Raw genomic sequence first — 16377 nt, 5'->3', positions numbered from 1 at the left:
ATGCAGCCGATCATCTGCGCTTGCCGCGACACGCGCGTTGATCCAGATCAATGCCGCGGCGGGCGGGTGCGGCACAATGCGCAGCCCGTAGCGGGAAGTGGCGACTTACAATCGCTTGCAACACGATGTCTTCCTTGAGAGCGATGTGAGCCAGCCCAGCGTGCGAGCCAGCGAAACGCCAGCCCAGCGCCGTCAACGCGGCCAATGGCTGGATGCACTGGCGGCCCCGGCCACGCGTGCGCGGCGCCTGGCCGGCGTGGCGGTGGCGGTGTCTGGGGTGCTGCTGCTGGCGCAGGCGGCGGCGATCGCGTGGTTGCTGCAGGCGGTGCTGGTGCAGCATCTGGCGCTGGCGCAGTTGCGTGACGTGGGGGCGGGGCTGGTCTGTGCGCTGGTCGGGCGCGCGCTGCTCAATGCCTGGGCGCAGTCGCTGACCGGCGAGGTGGCCGATGTGGCCAGGCGCGAACTGCGTGCCCGCATCGCGCGCCGCCTGGTGCAGCATGGGCCGGTGTGGCTGCGCCGGCAGCGCAGCGGCGAACTGGGCGAATTGAGTCTGGCGCACACCGACGCGCTGGAGGGCTACTTCGTCGGCTACCAGCTCGCACGCACCGAGATGCTGCTGGTGCCGCCGCTGATCCTGATCGCGGTGTTTTCGGTCGACTGGGTGGTGGGCCTGGTGCTGCTGCTGACCGCACCGCTGATTCCGTTCTTCATGATGCTGGTGGGTTGGGGCGCCGAAGCCGCCGGGCGCGACCAGCTGCGCGAACTGGCACGCATGGGCGGGCACTTTGCCGATCGCCTCAAGGGCCTGGGCCTGCTGCGCGTGTATGGCCGCGGCGAGGCCGAGTTGAGCGGCATTGCCGCCGCGGCCGAAGGCGTGCGCGAGCGCTCGCTCAAGGTGCTGCGCATCGCCTTCCTGTCGTCCACGGTGCTGGAATTCTTCGCCTCGGTGAGCGTGGCGATCGTGGCGCTGTACTTCGGCCTGACCTATCTGGGCATGCTGGATCTGCACGGCTTGCCGACGCTGGGCGCGGGCATGTTCTGCCTGCTGCTGGCGCCGGAATTCTTTGCGCCGTTGCGGCGGCTGGCGGCGCATTACCACGACCGTGCCAATGCGCTGGCGGCGGTGGCCGAAGCCGAGCGCCTGCTGGAAGGATTCGCGCCGCCATCGGCAGCGCTACCGGTGACGGTGCCTGCCTTGCGCGCACTGGAACCGGCGCAGGCACACGCCCCGCTGCTGCAGGCGCGCGATCTCGCGCTACGGCCGCCGGGCGCACCGCACACGGTGGTCGCGCATTTTTCGCTGACCTTGCAGCCCGGGCAGCGTGTGGCGGTGATCGGTGCCAGCGGCAGCGGCAAGAGCACCTTGCTGGAGGGCCTGGCTGGCTGGCTGGCGCCGGAGGCCGGCAGCGTGGTGCTGCGGCCGGGGACCCGCATCGGCTATGCCACGCAGCGGCCGTATCTGTTTCACGGCAGCATCGCCGACAACCTGCGCCTGGCCGATCCGCAGGCCGGCGCTGCGCGCCTACACGCGGTGGCCGACGCCGCGCAGGTGCTGCGCTTTGCCGCGCAGCTGCCTGCGGGCCTGGACACGCAGATCGGCGAGCGCGGCTTCGGGTTGTCCGGTGGCGAAGCGCGGCGCGTGGCCCTGGCGCGGTTGTTGCTGCGCGAGCCGGACCTGTTGCTGCTGGACGAACCCACTGCCTTCCTCGATCCGGACACCGAAGCGGAGTTGCTGCGCACCCTGGGTGTGTTCGCACGCGGCCGCGCGGTGGTGCTGGCCACGCACAGCGCCGCGGTGATGCGCTGGGCCGACACGGTGATCGACCTGCGCGGCGCCACCGTCGCAGCGGAGCTGCCATGAACGACACACAGCCCGACCGTCTGCGCGATGTGTTTCGCCGGCATGCCTGGCGCCTGCTGCTGTCGGCGCTGTTGGTCCTTGTCACCATGCTGGCCGGCGTGGGCTTGCTCGGCGTGTCCGGCAGTTTCCTGACCGCCGCTGCTTTGGCCGGTGTCGCCGGCATGGGCAGCGGCTTCAATTTCTTTTCGCCCTCGGCCGGCATTCGCGCGCTGACCTTCGCGCGTATCGTCTCGCGTTATGGCGAAAAATTGATCGGCCACGACGCCACGCTGCGCATCGCCCGCGATCTGCGCGTGTGGTTCTTCCGCCGCGCGTTGCCGCTGGCGCCGGGCCGCCTGTCGGCCACGCGTACCGGCGATCTGCTGGCGCGGCTGATGTCCGACATCGGCGAGGTCGATGGCGTGAGCGTGCGCGCGTTGGCGCCGTTGAGCGCATTGCTCGGCATCTGGGTGGCCGGCGTGGTGGCAGCGGCGCTGATCTATCCGCCGGCTGGCGTGTTGCTGGTGGTGCTGGGCGTGGTCATCGGCGGTGTGGTGCCGTGGCAGGTGGCGCGCGGCGGTGCGCAGCGCGAACAGCTGCGCGCCCGGCAACGCACCGCCTTGCGCACGCAGGCGTTCGAGGGCCTGGAAGGTGCGGCCGATCTCGCTGCGGTGGATGCGCAAGGTGCCTGGCTGCATCAGGTCGATGCAACGGCGGCGGCGGTGGTCGATGGCGATCGCCTGCAGCGCCGTCGCCTGATCGGCGGCAACCTGCTGCATGCGGTCTGCGGCGGTATCGGTCTGGCCGGCATGTTGTGGCTTGGGTTGAGCGCGGCAGAACGTGGATTGATTGCTGCGGAAATGGCGGCTGGGCTGGTGTTCCTGACCATGGCATTGCTGGAGGTCTGGGCCGGCGCCGGGCTCGCCTTGCAGGCGCTGCAGAGCGCGCGCGTTGCGGCCAAGCGCCTGCAGTCCATCGTCGACCAGGCGCCGTCGGTCGTCGATCCGTCGCAGCCAGTGGATGCGCCACGCAGCGGCACGCTGCGCCTGCAACAGGTCAGTTTTGCGTGGCCGGGCAGCGGACGCCCGCTGCTGCAGGCGCTCGATCTGAGCCTGGCGCCTGGCGAGCGCATCGCCATCAGCGGTGACAGCGGCAGCGGCAAGAGCAGCTTGTCCGCAGTGCTGTTGCGGCTGTGGGACCCGCAGGCCGGGCAGGTGAGCTACGCCGATATCGACCTGCGCCACTTCGCGCAGGCGCAATGGCATCAACGCATCGCCTGGCTGCCGCAGAATGCCCCGGTGTTTGCCGGCACGGTGCGCGACAACCTGCGCATCGGCGATGCCGGCGCAGGCGATGCGGCCATGTGGAACGCGCTGGCCCAGGTGCGTCTGCGCGCCTGGGCCACCGCGCAAAACGGCCTGGACACCTGGGTCGGCGAAAACGGCGCCACGCTCTCGGCTGGCCAGGCGCGCCGGCTGGCGCTGGCGCGCGCCTTGCTGCGCGAGGCGCCGATCCTGCTGCTGGACGAACCCACCGACGGCCTGGATGTGGATACCGCACACGCCTTGCTGCTGGATCTAGCTGCCGCGCTGGGCGAGCGCAGCCTTGTGATGATCACCCACGACAGCGTGCCCGATGGCGTGGTGCAGCGACGTTATCGCCTGCGGGCCGGTGTGCTGGAGCCGTTGGCCTGAGGATGCTGTTGCCGGTTCGCACTGACCGGTTGCGCGCATGTATCACGCAGGCGCCGCTTACCCCAGCAATGCGTGGAGTGCTGCCATCAGCGCAGGTTGGCGGCATGCCCAATACAAGGCGGCGACGTTCGCTACGACAGTGATCCAGAACCGCAGCTGGAAGGTTGCCTTGCTGGATTTATGCCGGAATAGCGCCTGCGCCAGCAACGCGCCCGGCCAGCCGCCGAGCAGTGCGATGAGGTGCAGGGTGGCCTCCGGTGTGCGTTGCCGGCCGCGTTGGGCTGCGCTCTTGTCGAGCCGGTAGACCAGCATCGCCAGCAAGCTTGCAGCCGCGTACCACAGCGCCAGCAGCGCCGGCAGGCGGCCTGCAACCACCATGGCAGTCATGCCGATCAGGAACAGCAGGGCGAGCGTCTTGCGCGGCAGGCTCTGCTGCCGTGACGGACCACGCCGCCGTTGCGCAGGTCTGGAAATCAGCAAGCGTCCAGGAAGTTGCGTACCGCCGGCCCGAAGCGTGCGAAATCGACCAGGAAGGCATCGTGGCCTTGTGGCGAATCCAGCCCGATGAAGTGTGCCTCGGCACCGCCGGCGCGCAGGCCTTCGGCGATCTGTTCCTGCTGCTGCACGGGGAACAGGATGTCGGTGTTGGCACCGATCGCCAGCGCCCGCGCGATACGGATCTGCGCCAGGCCGGCCAGCACCGTGGCGTCGGTCGAGATGCCTGTATCCGGCCTGGCGGCGACAGCGGCGTTGTCGGCTTGCGTGCCATCGACATGCGCGTCGATGGCCGGGCTGTTGTCGACATACTCGGCCAGATCGAACCAATCCATCGAGCGGCTCAGATACAGGTAGCAGTTGGGATCGAAGAAGCGCACGAAGCGGCGCGCATGGCCTTCCAGATAACTTTCGACCTGGAATTCCAGGCCGAACGGATCGTCGGCGGCCTGTTCGGAATCCAGCCGCACGCGGCCGAAGCGGCCATCCCATTCCAGTGCCGAGCGGTAGGTGATCACGCCGAGCTTGCGCGCCATGCGCATGCCCGATTCCGGGTAATGCGTGTCGTCGTAATGGCCGCCGTTCCAGTGCGGGTCCAGGCGGATGGCTTCGCGCTGCAGCGAGCGGATCGCGATCGAGAACGGCAGCGCCTGCGCACTGCCGGAGATATTGATATGGCTGCGCGCGATGCCGGGGTGGCGCAGCAACAACGCCAGTGCGGTCATGCCGCCCATCGAGTTGCCGATCAGGCAGGCCAGTTGTTCGATGCCCAACGCGCGCACCACGTCGGCTGCGGCATCGGCCACATCTTCGATCGACAGTTCCGGGAAACCCAGGCGATACCGCGTGCCGGTGGCAGGGTCGATCGACGCCGGGCCGGTCGAGCCCTTGCAGCTGCCCAACGAATTGACGCAGACCACGAACCAGCGTTCGGTATCGATCGGCTTGCCAGGCCCGAGCATTGCTTCCCACCAGCCCGGCTCGGGATTGGCCGGATTTGCCGCGGCATGCGCATTCGGCGACAGACCGGTGACGATCAACACCGCATTGCTGCGATCGGCTGCCAGCGTGCCCCAGGTTTCGTAGGCGACACGCGCCTGCAGCAGCACACCACCGCGCTTCATCGGAAACGGCGAGGGCAGCGCGTGGAACAGCGTGCCGGGGGGAATGAATTCGGTCATGGGGCAATTCTATCTGCCATGGCAGGTGCCGGGGGGCAGGATGGGATTGGGGATTGGGGATTCGGGAATTGGGAATCGGTTTGAGTCGTTGCTCTATGTGATGCCACTCTGCAGAGCGGCGGATCTGCGGTTTGGTTGCAGGGCCTTTGCCCGCCCACCGTCGCAGGACACGCCGCAAGTACGTCCGTGTAGGCTCTTACGCGGCATCCATGCCGCGTAAGGTCCCGCGACGATGGGCGGGCAAGGACCAGTGGAGATGTTGGGTGTGCATGGTTTTTAACACCGCGGCCGACTCACTCCGGTGCGGCGTCATCGTTGATTGCGTCGCGTCGACACGTGGCGGGCAATCAGCGACCGATTACCAGCTCCACCGGCGCGGCAGTGGGCAGTTCCACCATCAACGGCACGCTTTCGACGTCATCGGCCTGGCGCATTGCGTTGCCGCTGCGCGATAGCCGTGCCAGCACCTGCACGGTGTCCAGCGACGACAGCCGGCGCGTCGGCATCGGGCTGTCGCCGTCGTCCAGGGTGATGGTCAACGGCAGCTCGCGCAGCGCGTGTTTTTCCACCGCCACCGGCATCGGCGTGTCGGCGGCGCGCGCAATCACGAAGACGCTGGTGTCGCCCGGCAACCCGGCGCGTTTGGCGAACTCGGCATCCAGCGTCACGCGTACCTGGATGCGTTTGCCGCTGGCTGCATCGGCGGCAGGCGTAGCCGGCGTCTGGATCGGCGCCAGCCTGGCTTCCTGGCGCGCGGCGTTGATCTGTTCCAGCAGGCCGGGGCGGGTAGAGGCATCCACCACGCGCAGCAACGGCTCCCAGGTCTCGCTGGCCTTGGCCGGCTGACCGGCCTGGCGCTGCACCACGCCCAGGAACCAGCGTGCGCGTTGATGGTCCGGTTGCACCGCCAGCGCATGTTCCAGCAGGCGCATGGCCTGCGGATCCGGACGCCCGCTGTCGTCGGCGAGCATGCGCGACTGCGCGGCAGCTACCAGCACATCCGGCTCGTCCGGACGCAGCGCGACCGCGCGCGCAAACGCATCGCGCGCTTCGGCGAATTTCTGTTGGCTGGACAGCGAGCGTCCCAGCAATACCCAGCCTTCGGCCTGATCGGGATTGCGCGCCAATGCGGCGCGCAGTTGCACGATGGCCTCATCCAGCGAGCGTGGCGTGGCCGGCCGCTCGGCCGGCGCCTGAATCGCGCTCGGCGTGCCGACCAGCCAGTACAGCGCCGCGCTCGCCGCCAGCAGCAACACCGCGATGCTGGCGGTCAGCCCGCGCGCTTCGCGCCACAGCGGCCGCAGCGCCACGCCGAAGACGAGCAGGGTCAGCACCACCACCGCACTGACGAAGCTGACCATCACCACTCCTGCTCATCGGCGGGCAGGGCAGGCGCAGCCACGCTGCGTCGGCGCACCAGCAGCACAATGGCGCCAGCACCCAGCAGCAACACCAGCAGCGGGCCGAACCACAGCAGCCAGGTGCGCGATTCCACGCGCGGGCGGTACAGCACGAACTCGCCATAGCGCGCGACCAGGAACTGGCGGATCTGCGCATCGCTGCGGCCTGCGTGCATCAGCGCCAGCACTTCGCGGCGCAGGTCCTGGGCGATCTGCGCATTGGAGTCGGCCAGCGACTGGTTCTGGCACTGCACGCAGCGCAGCTCGGCGGTGAGCGCATGGAAGCGCGCTTCTTCTTCGGCCGAGGCGTAGCGCAGCGGCGCCGGGTCGCCGACCGGCTGGGCCAGCGCCAGCCAGGGCAACAGCAGCAGCGTCAGCAGCCAGGCGCGCATCATTGCTTGGCGTGCAGGTCCGGAGCGGCACTGGGCGAGCGCTCGATCTTGCTCAGCACCGGAATCAGCTGCGTGTCGATGATGGATTGGGTGAGCATGCCGCTGTACTTCCAGCGCACCACGCCGCGTCCGTCGACCAGAAAGGTCTCCGGTGCCGCAGCGATGCCGAAGTCGATCGCGGTACGGCCGTCTTTGTCGGCGACCACCAGCAGGTAGGGGTTGCCCAGCTGTTCGAGCCAGCGCAGCGCATCGTTGCGCTCGTCCTTCCAGTTGTAGCCGATCACGCGCACGCGCTTGGTCAGCGCAAAGCGGCTCAGCACCGGGTGCTCCTCGCGGCAGGCCGGGCACCAACTGCCCCACACGTTGATGATGTACGGCGCGCCGCGCAGTTCGCGCGCATGCACCACGATGCTGGGGTCGTGCAGCAGCGGCAGCGCGAACTCCGGCGCCGGCTTGCCGATCAGCGCAGAAGGCAAAGCATCGCGATCGTCCTGACCGGAGCGCACCACCGCATAGACCAGCAGCGCTGCCAGCGCGAGCAGCAGCACGATGGCACCCACCAGAACCGCAGTAGGCAGGCGGGGTGAACGTGACTCAACCATCTTGGATCTCCGGAGAACGACGAAAACGCCGGTCGGCCGCGGTGACCAGGCCGCCAAGCGCCATCAGCAGCGCCCCCAGCCAGATCCAGCGGACGAACGGTTTGAGGTGGACGCGGACCGCCCAGACCTGATTGCCCAGGGGTTCGCCAAGCGCGACATACAGGTCGCCGAACGGGCCGGGACGGATCGCCGCCTCGGTCAAGGTCTGCCCGCCGCTGGCGTAGCGGCGTTTTTCCGCATGCAGCAGGCCGACCGGCGCATCGTCCTTGAACACCTGCAGATTGGCACGGTCGGAGACGTAATTGGGCCCGCGCAGTTCTTCGACATTATCGAAGTGCAGCGCGTAGCGGCCGATCTGCATCTGCTGCCCGGGCGCCAGTGCGACCTCGCGCTGCAGGCTCAGTGATTCCACCAGCAACGCACCAGCCAAAAACACCGCCACGCCCAGGTGCGCCAGCAGCATGCCCAGCATTTCGGCAGTGAGCTTGCGGCCCTTGGCCGCGCGCCGCGTCCACAGGAAACGCAGCGTGCCCAGCAGTACCCAGGCCGCGCCGGCCACGCCGAGTGCCGCCTTCCACTGGCCCTGCGGCGCGGCGAACCAGGCCAGCACGCCTGCGGCAACCGCCAGGCCTGCCCATGGTGCGAGCATCGCCAGCGGACGCGAGGCCTGCTCGCGCTGCCAGCGGGTCAGCGGGCCGAACGGCAACAGCGCCACCAACGGCGCCATCAGCACCAGGAACAAGGTGCCGAAGTAGGGCGGCCCCACCGACAGCTTGCCCAGGCCCAAGGCGTCGGCCAGCAGCGGATACAGCGTGCCCAGCAACACCATTGCGCAGGCGCAGGCGAGCAGCAGGTTGTTCAACAGCAGCAAGGTTTCGCGCGAGCTGCCGGCGAACGCGCGGCGCGGGTCATCGACCAGCGACAGGCGCGGCGCACGCAGTGCGTACAGCAGCAGCGAACCACCGACCACCGCCAGCAGGAACACCAGGATGAACAGGCCGCGCGACGGGTCGGCCGCAAACGCATGCACGCTGGTCAGCACGCCCGAGCGCACCAGGAAGGTGCCCAGCAACGACAGCGAAAAGGCGGCGATCGCCAGCAGCAAGGTCCAGCTGGCGAAGCTGCCGCGCTTTTCGGTGACCGCCTGCGAATGCAGCAAGGCGGTGCCCACCAGCCACGGCATGAAACTGGCGTTTTCCACCGGGTCCCAGAACCACCAGCCGCCCCAGCCCAGCTCGTAATACGCCCACCAGCTGCCAAGTGCGATGCCGACGGTGAGCATGGCCCAGGCCACATTGGTCCATGGCCGCGTCCAGCGCAGCCAGCGCGCATCCATGCGGCCTTCCAGCAACGCGGCGATGGCGAAGGCGAACGGCACCGCGAAACCGACATAGCCGCAATACAGCATCGGCGGATGGATGATCAGCCCCGGGTCCTGCAATAGCGGATTCAGGTCGGCGCCTTCCAGCGGCACCGGCAACAAGCGCGCGAACGGATTGGAGGTGAACAGCAAAAACGCCAGGAAGCCGATGCTGACCAGCGCCATTACCCCCAGCACGCGCGCCACCACCTGCGCGGGCAACTGCCGCGACCACAGCGCCACCGCCCCGGTCCACAGCGCCAGCACCAGCGTCCACAGCAGCAATGAGCCTTCGTGCGCACCCCACACCGCCGAGTAGCGATACATCACCGGCAGCAGGCTGTTGGAATTCTCGGCGACATAGCGCACCGAAAAATCCTGCACCAGGAAGGCATGCGTCAGCAGCGCGAAGGCCGCTGCGATCAGGCCCAGCTGCAGCAACGCGGCCGGCCGCGCGACCGCCATCCAGCTGCTGTGCCCACGCTGCGCACCGGCCAGCGGCAGCGCGGCCTGCACCAGGGCCACCAGCAAGGCCAGAATCAGCAGGAAGGTGCCGAGCTCAGGCAGCATCGGGTTGGCGCGTTGGCGGGCAGGCAGTGGCGCGACGCTTGCCGGCGCAATGCAGGGGCGGCATCCGGGCAGCGTCTGCATGCGCCTGCCCAGACATCGCGACATCGTCGGCCACGCAGGCAAGCTGCAAGCGATCACAGCGCAGCAAGGCGAACGTTTTGACCCCTGCCATCAACGCAGCGCTCCGGCCTGGTCTGCGGCCGCCGGCACATCGTGCTTGCGGTGCGCGCTGCCCATCTTGTCGGCGACTTCCTTCGGCATGTAGGTCTCGTCGTGCTTGGCCAGCACATCTTCGGCAACGAAGACGCCGTTCTGCATGCGTCCGGTCGCCACCACCGCCTGTCCCTCGCGAAACAGGTCCGGCAGGATGCGGTCGTAGCGCACCGGCAACTGTGCATCGCCATCGGTGACGCGGAACTGCGCTTCCAGCGAACCGGACGCACGTTGGAACGAGCCTTTCTCCACCATGCCGCCGAGCCGGAAGCGCGCATGCTCGCCGGCGTCGCCGCGCAGCACTTCCGACGGTGTGTACAGGTAGGCCACGTTGCGCTGCAGTGCCATCGCCACCAGCGCGGTCGCCAGGCCACCGGCCAGCACCAGCGCGATCACCAGCCAGATCCGGCGGCGCCGTTGCGGGTTCACCGGATCAGCTCCGCATCGCTGGGCACCGCGCGCTTGCGCTCGCGCAAACGCCGCGCCTGCGCGATCTTCAACGCGCGGCGCAGCTGCCAGCGACCGGCGATCAGGTCCCACAGCAGCACCAGCACGAATACCGCGTAGGCGGCGATGACGTAGGGCAGGTAGCTCATGCCGCGCGCTCCGGCGCATCGCGCACGATCCAGGCCTTGCCGGCCTCGCGGCGCAGGTTGTCGGCGCGCGCACGCGTCAGCAGCGAACCGGCGAACCAGAACTTGGTGCCGATCACCATCAGCCACAGCGGCAGCAGCATGCTGGCATCGATGCTGGAGGGGCCGAGCAGGCGGATGCTCTGGCCCTGATGCAGCGAGTTCCACCACACCACCGAATAGCGGATCACCGGCAGCAGCGCCACGCCGACGATCGCCAGCAAGGCGGCCGCGCGCGCGGCCTGACGGCGATCGTCGATGGCCTGGTACAGACCGATCACGCCCAGATACAGGAACAGCAGGATCAGCTCGGTGGTCAGGCGCGGGTCCCAATCCCACCAGGCGCCCCACATCGGCTTGCCCCAGATGCTGCCGGTCAGCAGGGTGATCACGGTGAACGCCGCGCCGATCGGCGCGCAGGCCATGGCCAGGATTTCGCAGATCTTGATGCGCCAGATCAGCGCGATCGCCGCGTACACCGCCATCAGCCCGAACACGAACAGGCTCATCCACGCGCTCGGCACATGGATATACAGAATGCGGAAGCTATCGCCCTGCTGGTAGTCGGCCGGGACCGCAAACAAGGCCTGCCAGATGCCCACGCCCAGCAACACCGCGGCCAGCGCGTAGCACCACGGCGCCCAGCGCGCAGTGAAACGGTCGAAGATCGGAGGCGAGGCGAGTTGGTGGAACCAGCGGGCGACGACGTTCATGCGATGGCAGCAGCCTTTGGAATGGCATTGGCTCTCGAAACAGCAACAACGCAATGAGTGGAGCGTCTTGTCGACAGCGTCTCGACCGCAGGGCTCAACTCAAGGAAATCCGGATCGCGGCAGCCGCAGCCAGCGGTGCCAGCACCACGCCGATCACCAATCCGGCGCCCAGCAACAACAACGCACCCACCGCATCCTGTCCTTGTCCGCTGGCCGCGACACTGCCGGCACCGAACACCAGCACCGGCACGTACAACGGCAACGCCAGCAACGCCACGAGAATACCAGAGCGTTTCATCGTCACCGTCAGCGCCGCAACCACGGCACCAAGCAGGCTCAGAAGCGGTGTGCCCAGCGCCAACGATGCCAGCAGCACCGGTAGTTGGTCATGTGGCAGGTGCAGCAATTCGCCCAGCAGCGGCGTCACCGCGATCAACGGCAGCGCGCTGGTCGCCCAGTGCAGTAGCACGCGCACCGCGATCAGCCACGCCAACGGCACCGGCGCCAGCAGCCATTGCTCCATCGAGCCGTCTTCCACGTCGCTGCGGAACAGCGCATCCAGCGACAGCAGGCCGGCCAGCAGCACCGACAGCCACAGCACCGCCGGTGCGGCCTGCGCCAGCAGGTCCGGGCGACCGCCCAGGCCCAGCGCGAACAACACCACGATCAGCAGGGCGAACAGCGCTGGCTGCAAGGCATCGCTGCGACGGCGCCACAGCAGCTGCAGGTCGCGGCTGAGCAGCGCGCGCGCGGCCTGCCACAGCGAGGGTTGTGGCGAATGCAGGCTCATGCTGCCGCCTCCAGCGTGAGCATGCGCGTGCGTACCGGCGGCGCCGCATAGGCGCCGTGGGTGGTGACCAGCGCCGCGCCACCGCCGCGCAGGTGCGCGGAGATCATCCGGTTGACCAGGGTGATGCCGTCCAGGTCCAGGTTGGCGTAGGGCTCGTCCAGCAGCCACAGCGGGGCCGGCGACAACCACAGCCGCGCCAGCGCCAGGCGCTTGCGCTGGCCGGCCGACAGCTGCCGCACCAACGCATCCTCGTAGCCGGCCAGGCCGACGATGGCAAGCGCACTGCCGGGCATCTGTTTGGCGCGGCGGCCATGCAGGCCGCACAGGAAGTGCAGGTTCTCCAGCGTGCTGAGATCGGCCTTCAGCCCCGGCAAATGGCCCAGATAGGCCATGAAGCGGCTGCGGTCGCCGCGCCGCGCGGTCTTGCCGTCGATCTCGATCTGCCCGCGCTCCACATGCAGCAGTCCGGCCAGTACCCGCAGTAGCGTGGTCTTGCCGGCGCCGTTGTCGCCTTGCACCAGCAGCGCCTCGCCGGCATCGACATGGAAATCCAGCGGGCCGAACACCGGCTCCTCGTTGCGGCTGAAAGCCAGCGCGCGCGCCGCCAGCAGCGGTGGCGCAGTGTGCAGCGGTTCGATCATCGGCGCAGCGGGCTCCCGTCGCAGGACGGCATGGGGTGGGCGAGGCAGGGCGCGCATTGTAGCGACGATGGCGCGCTGCCGGGGGCGCGTTCGGCGGCGTGATGTGTCCGGGAACGCTGTTTTGCACCGGCCGGGCGCAACCGCCTGGCGGCTTTGCGTACACTCGCGGTCCCCCCGTTTGTTGCCCGGACAGGCCCGATGCCCCTCACGACCAAGCTGCCCAAGGTGGGCACCACCATCTTCACCGTCATGTCGCAGCTGGCGGCCGAACACGGCGCGGTGAATCTGGGCCAGGGTTTTCCCGATTTCGCGGTGCCGCAGCGGCTGGTCGATGAACTGGCCAAGGCCATGGCGGCCGGCCACAACCAATACCCGCCGATGACCGGCGTTGCGGCCTTGCGCCAGGCCATCGCCGGCAAGGCGCAGCGCTGTTACGGCGCGCAGGTCGATGCCGACAGCGAGATCACCGTCACCAGCGGTGCCACCGAGGCAATCTTCAACGCCATCCACGCGGTGGTGCGCGCAGGCGAGGAGGTCATCGTGCTGGACCCGGCCTACGACTGCTACGAGCCGGCGATCGACCTGGCCGGCGCGCGCGCCATGCACGTGGCGCTGGACCCGCAGACCTTCGCCATCGATTGGCCGGCGCTGCGCGCGGCGATCACGCCGAAGACGCGCCTGCTGATGATCAACTCGCCGCACAATCCGTCCGGCGCGATGCTGTCTGCCGATGACATGCAGCGCTTGACCGCGCTGTTGCGCGGCAGCGACATCTTCCTGCTCTCGGACGAGGTGTACGAACACATCGTGTTCGACGGCCGCCGCCACGAATCGGTGTTGCGCTGGCCGGAACTGCGCGAGCGCGCGTTCGTGATTTCCAGCTTCGGCAAGACCTATCACTGCACCGGCTGGAAGATCGGCTACGCCATCGCGCCGCCGGCACTGAGCGCCGAGTTCCGCAAGGTGCACCAGTACAACACCTTCACCAGCTTCGGTCCGGCCCAGCACGCATTCGCCGCGATGATTCGCGACGAACCCGAACACGACGAACACCTCGGCGCGTTCTACCAGGCCAAGCGCGACCGTTTCCGCGAACAGTTGCTGACCACGCGCCTGAAGCCGTTGCCGGTGCCCGGCGGCTATTTCCAGCTGGTCGACTATTCGGCCATCAGCAACCTGCCCGACACCGAGTTCGTGAAGTGGCTGACGGTGGAAAAGGGCGTGGCCGCGATTCCGCTGTCGCCGTTCTACGAGACCGCGCCGCAAGGGCAACGACTGGCGCGGCTGTGCTTCGCCAAGAACGATGCAACCCTGGATGCGGCGATCGCGCGGTTGCAGCAGCTCTGAAGAGCTGGGAATCGGGAATGGGGATTCGGGAATCGTAAAAGCGGTTGGTCGTTTGTTGACGAGTTCGCAGAATGCCGATGACAGGAAGCCACCCGAAACCCGCCGTTCGAATCCCAAATCCCCACTCCCGAATCCCGAGCCTTTAATGAACGACCTGCGCATCTCCCTGATCCAAGGCGACACCCGCTGGCATGACCCGGCCGGCAATCGCGACTATTACGGTGCGTTGCTGGAGCCATTGGCCGGGCAGACCGATCTGGTGATCCTGCCGGAGACCTTCACCAGCGGGTTCTCCAACGACGCCATTGACAAGGCCGAGGACATGGACGGGCCGACCGTGGCCTGGGTGCGTGCGCAGGCGGCGCGGCTGGATGCTGCCGTCACCGGTAGCGTGCAATTGCGCACGCCCGAAGGCGTGTTCAACCGGCTGCTGTGGGCCACGCCGGACGGGGCGCTGCAGTATTACGACAAGCGCCATCTGTTCCGCTTCGGCAACGAGCACCTGCGCTACGCGGCCGGGCGCGATCGCCTGACGGTGGAGTGGAAGGGCTGGCGGATCAATCCGCAGGTCTGCTACGACCTGCGCTTTCCGGTGTTCTGCCGCAATCGCTTCGATGTCGAGCGGCCGGGCCAGCTGGATTTCGATCTGCAACTGTTCGTCGCCAACTGGCCGTCCGCGCGCGCCTATGCCTGGAAGACGTTGCTGCGCGCACGCGCGATCGAGAACCTGTGCTTTGTGGCAGCGGTCAACCGCGTCGGCGTCGATGGCAATCAGTTGCACTACGCCGGCGACAGCGCCGTGATCGATTTCCTCGGCCAGCCGCAGGTGGAGATCCGCGAGCAGCCACAAGTGGTCACCACCACCCTCAGCGCTGCCGCCCTGGCCGAACACCGCGCACGCTTCCCGGCGATGCTGGATGCGGATGGCTTTGTGATTCGGGATTAGGGATTAGGGATTGGTGCAAGCAGGCAAGGCACAGCTATCCGTTTGCCTGCTGTTGCGAATCCCCAATCCCCAATCCCGGCTACTCACCCAACTTGATCTCGTAGATCTTCGGCCACCGCTTGCCGGTGACGAACAGGCGATCGTGCTCGGCGTCGTAGGCGATGCCGTTGAGTACATCGTTGCTTGGGTCGCTCAGGGTGTCGGCGTCCGGCACCAGCGCCTTCAAGTCGATCCAGGCGATGACCTTGCCGCTGGCCGGGTCGATGCGTGCGATGCGGGTGGTCAACCAGACGTTCGCCAACAGCTCGCCGTTGACCCATTCCAGCTCGTTGAGATTGTCCAGCGCCTTGCCGCGGGCAGTGACCTTGATGCTGCCGACCTGCTGCAGCGTCTGCGGATCCAGCCGTCGAATGTGGGCGGTGCCATCACTCATGTACAGGCTGCTGTCGTCGCGGGTCAGCGCCCAGCCCTCGCCGGAATAACTGAACTGCGTGCGCGGCGTCAGCGTGGCCAGGTCGTAGACAAACCCGCGCTGGTTGCGCCAGGTCAGCTGAATCAGGCGGTCGTGCCAGGCCACGATGCCTTCGCCGAAAAACGGCGCCGGTGTCGAGGCCTGCTGCAGGACGCGGCCGGTCTGCAGCTCGACCTTGCGCACGCTGGACTGGCCCAGTTCGCCGGTGCTCTCGTACAGGTAGCCGTCGAGATAGAACAGGCCTTCGGTAAAGGCGGCGGTGTCGTGCGGATAGGTGCGCACGACGGTATAGCCCTGGGTCGGGATGGTCTCGCCGCAGTGGGCGAGGGTGGGCAGCAGCAGGGCGGCGAAGAGCAGGCTGTAGACGGTGCGTGGCATGCCGCAATCATCCCATGCCGCCATCGCAGACTGTGGCGGCGCAGGCCGCCGGCCGGCGAAATAATGATTCGCTGAACGGTCGCATGCGCGGTGCCGGCATGTTGTCGCGGCTGCCACATCGGCGCTGATAGGCTCGGCGCCACGTTCACCAACCGGAATGCCCGCATGATCAAGTCCCTTTCCCTCTTCGCGCTGCTGGGCGCCGCAACGCTTGCACCGCAGGCGCAGGCCGCCGGTAACATCGACTGCCAGCTGTCGTTCAACCTGTCGGGCTGGTCGGTGTTCTACAAGACCGCCAGCGGCACCGGCACCATCAAGTGCGACAACGGCGCGGTGATCCCGGTCAAGATCTCCAGCAAGGGCGGCGGCCTGACCGTCGGCAAGTCCAAGATTGTCGGCGGCCGCGGCACCTTCTCAGGCGCCTACAGCCTCAATGATCTGTTCGGCACCTACGCGGCGGCCGAAGCGCATGCCGGCGTGGTCAAGTCCAGCACGGCACAGGTGGTCACCAAGGGCGACATTTCGCTGGCCCTGGCCGGCACGGGCGAGGGCGTCGATCTGGGCGTGGCGGTGGGCAACTTCGTCATCGAGCGTCGCAAGTAAGACGCTGTGCATGCAGCGCAAGCGTCGCCAATGGTCGACGCCTGCGTGAACGCGCAGCGCCCCCAAACAGTGGGCTCTGCGCTGTTGCTGTACGAACTCGGTGTCGCT

17 protein-coding genes are annotated in these 16377 nt (G+C 67.8%); 5 read left to right on the top strand and 12 right to left on the bottom strand.

The window, feature by feature from the left end; genetic code table 11:
- Nucleotides 1–115 precede the first annotated feature (115 nt).
- Together cydD and cydC are read left to right on the top strand one after the other, a co-directional pair.
- The gene (gene cydD, locus ACCQ04_RS11575) at nucleotides 116–1861 is read left to right on the top strand and encodes a thiol reductant ABC exporter subunit CydD (protein ID WP_226427698.1); all 1746 of its coding nucleotides are present in this window, start codon (nucleotides 116–118) and stop codon (nucleotides 1859–1861) included.
- Complete coding sequence (gene cydC / locus ACCQ04_RS11570) at nucleotides 1858–3534, top strand: thiol reductant ABC exporter subunit CydC (protein ID WP_226427699.1); 1677 nt, start codon at nucleotides 1858–1860, stop codon at nucleotides 3532–3534. Before cydD ends, cydC begins: the two co-directional genes overlap by 4 nt.
- A gap of 57 nt (nucleotides 3535–3591) precedes the next feature.
- Here the strand turns inward: cydC and ACCQ04_RS11565 are convergent, their stop codons facing one another.
- From ACCQ04_RS11565 to ccmA, 11 genes are all read right to left on the bottom strand, one after another.
- The gene (locus ACCQ04_RS11565; RefSeq protein ID WP_102581585.1) at nucleotides 3592–4014 is read right to left on the bottom strand and encodes a DUF1294 domain-containing protein; all 423 of its coding nucleotides are present in this window, start codon (nucleotides 4012–4014) and stop codon (nucleotides 3592–3594) included.
- On the bottom strand, nucleotides 4008–5210 hold the full coding sequence (metX, locus tag ACCQ04_RS11560) for a homoserine O-acetyltransferase MetX (protein WP_024939987.1): 1203 nt from the start codon (nucleotides 5208–5210) through the stop codon (nucleotides 4008–4010). Before metX ends, ACCQ04_RS11565 begins: the two co-directional genes overlap by 7 nt.
- A 347-nt stretch (nucleotides 5211–5557) precedes the next feature.
- Nucleotides 5558–6571 carry a tetratricopeptide repeat protein gene (locus ACCQ04_RS11555; RefSeq protein WP_226427701.1) on the bottom strand — a complete coding sequence of 338 codons (1014 nt, stop codon included), beginning with the start codon at nucleotides 6569–6571 and terminating at the stop codon, nucleotides 5558–5560.
- A complete protein-coding gene (locus tag ACCQ04_RS11550) occupies nucleotides 6571–7005 on the bottom strand; it encodes a cytochrome c-type biogenesis protein (protein ID WP_024939985.1) in 435 nt (144 codons plus the stop codon). The genes ACCQ04_RS11555 and ACCQ04_RS11550 overlap by 1 nt, the downstream gene beginning before the upstream one ends.
- Nucleotides 7002–7604, bottom strand: a complete 603-nt coding sequence (locus ACCQ04_RS11545; protein WP_024939984.1) for a DsbE family thiol:disulfide interchange protein — start codon at nucleotides 7602–7604, stop codon at nucleotides 7002–7004. Before ACCQ04_RS11545 ends, ACCQ04_RS11550 begins: the two co-directional genes overlap by 4 nt.
- Nucleotides 7597–9534: a heme lyase CcmF/NrfE family subunit gene (locus ACCQ04_RS11540; RefSeq protein ID WP_372358528.1), complete on the bottom strand. Its 1938-nt coding sequence runs from the start codon at nucleotides 9532–9534 to the stop codon at nucleotides 7597–7599. Before ACCQ04_RS11540 ends, ACCQ04_RS11545 begins: the two co-directional genes overlap by 8 nt.
- Nucleotides 9535–9705: 171 nt before the next feature.
- Nucleotides 9706–10176 (bottom strand): cytochrome c maturation protein CcmE, encoded by a 471-nt coding sequence (gene ccmE / locus ACCQ04_RS11535; protein WP_039515161.1) that lies wholly within the window; start codon nucleotides 10174–10176, stop codon nucleotides 9706–9708.
- Nucleotides 10173–10343 carry a heme exporter protein CcmD gene (locus tag ACCQ04_RS11530; protein ID WP_024939981.1) on the bottom strand — a complete coding sequence of 57 codons (171 nt, stop codon included), beginning with the start codon at nucleotides 10341–10343 and terminating at the stop codon, nucleotides 10173–10175. The genes ccmE and ACCQ04_RS11530 overlap by 4 nt, the downstream gene beginning before the upstream one ends.
- Nucleotides 10340–11092, bottom strand: coding sequence for a heme ABC transporter permease CcmC (ccmC, locus tag ACCQ04_RS11525; RefSeq protein ID WP_046342978.1), 753 nt, complete (start codon nucleotides 11090–11092; stop codon nucleotides 10340–10342). The genes ACCQ04_RS11530 and ccmC overlap by 4 nt, the downstream gene beginning before the upstream one ends.
- 94 nt (nucleotides 11093–11186) lie before the next feature.
- A complete protein-coding gene (gene ccmB, locus ACCQ04_RS11520) occupies nucleotides 11187–11882 on the bottom strand; it encodes a heme exporter protein CcmB (protein WP_006452115.1) in 696 nt (231 codons plus the stop codon).
- Nucleotides 11879–12523 (bottom strand): heme ABC exporter ATP-binding protein CcmA, encoded by a 645-nt coding sequence (gene ccmA / locus ACCQ04_RS11515; protein ID WP_039527017.1) that lies wholly within the window; start codon nucleotides 12521–12523, stop codon nucleotides 11879–11881. The genes ccmB and ccmA overlap by 4 nt, the downstream gene beginning before the upstream one ends.
- A gap of 198 nt (nucleotides 12524–12721) precedes the next feature.
- On the opposite strand from ccmA, the gene ACCQ04_RS11510 reads away from it, so the two are divergent.
- Nucleotides 12722–13870 carry a pyridoxal phosphate-dependent aminotransferase gene (locus ACCQ04_RS11510; RefSeq protein WP_226427703.1) on the top strand — a complete coding sequence of 383 codons (1149 nt, stop codon included), beginning with the start codon at nucleotides 12722–12724 and terminating at the stop codon, nucleotides 13868–13870.
- 145 nt (nucleotides 13871–14015) lie between these two features.
- Nucleotides 14016–14816: an amidohydrolase gene (locus tag ACCQ04_RS11505; RefSeq protein WP_226427704.1), complete on the top strand. Its 801-nt coding sequence runs from the start codon at nucleotides 14016–14018 to the stop codon at nucleotides 14814–14816.
- 79 nt (nucleotides 14817–14895) lie between these two features.
- Here ACCQ04_RS11505 and ACCQ04_RS11500 read toward each other — a convergent pair whose 3' ends face one another.
- Complete coding sequence (locus tag ACCQ04_RS11500; protein WP_226427705.1) at nucleotides 14896–15666, bottom strand: glutaminyl-peptide cyclotransferase; 771 nt, start codon at nucleotides 15664–15666, stop codon at nucleotides 14896–14898.
- A gap of 165 nt (nucleotides 15667–15831) precedes the next feature.
- Here ACCQ04_RS11500 and ACCQ04_RS11495 point away from each other — a divergent pair, with 165 nt between their 5' ends.
- Nucleotides 15832–16269, top strand: coding sequence for a hypothetical protein (locus tag ACCQ04_RS11495; RefSeq protein WP_016904973.1), 438 nt, complete (start codon nucleotides 15832–15834; stop codon nucleotides 16267–16269).
- Nucleotides 16270–16377 lie beyond the last annotated feature (108 nt).

The sequence above is a fragment of the Xanthomonas sp. NCPPB 2866 genome (assembly GCF_041475745.2).
GTDB lineage: Bacteria > Pseudomonadota > Gammaproteobacteria > Xanthomonadales > Xanthomonadaceae > Xanthomonas > Xanthomonas arboricola.
Note: the sequence above shows the minus strand (reverse complement) of the source record. Positions and strands in the feature narration are given on the sequence as shown.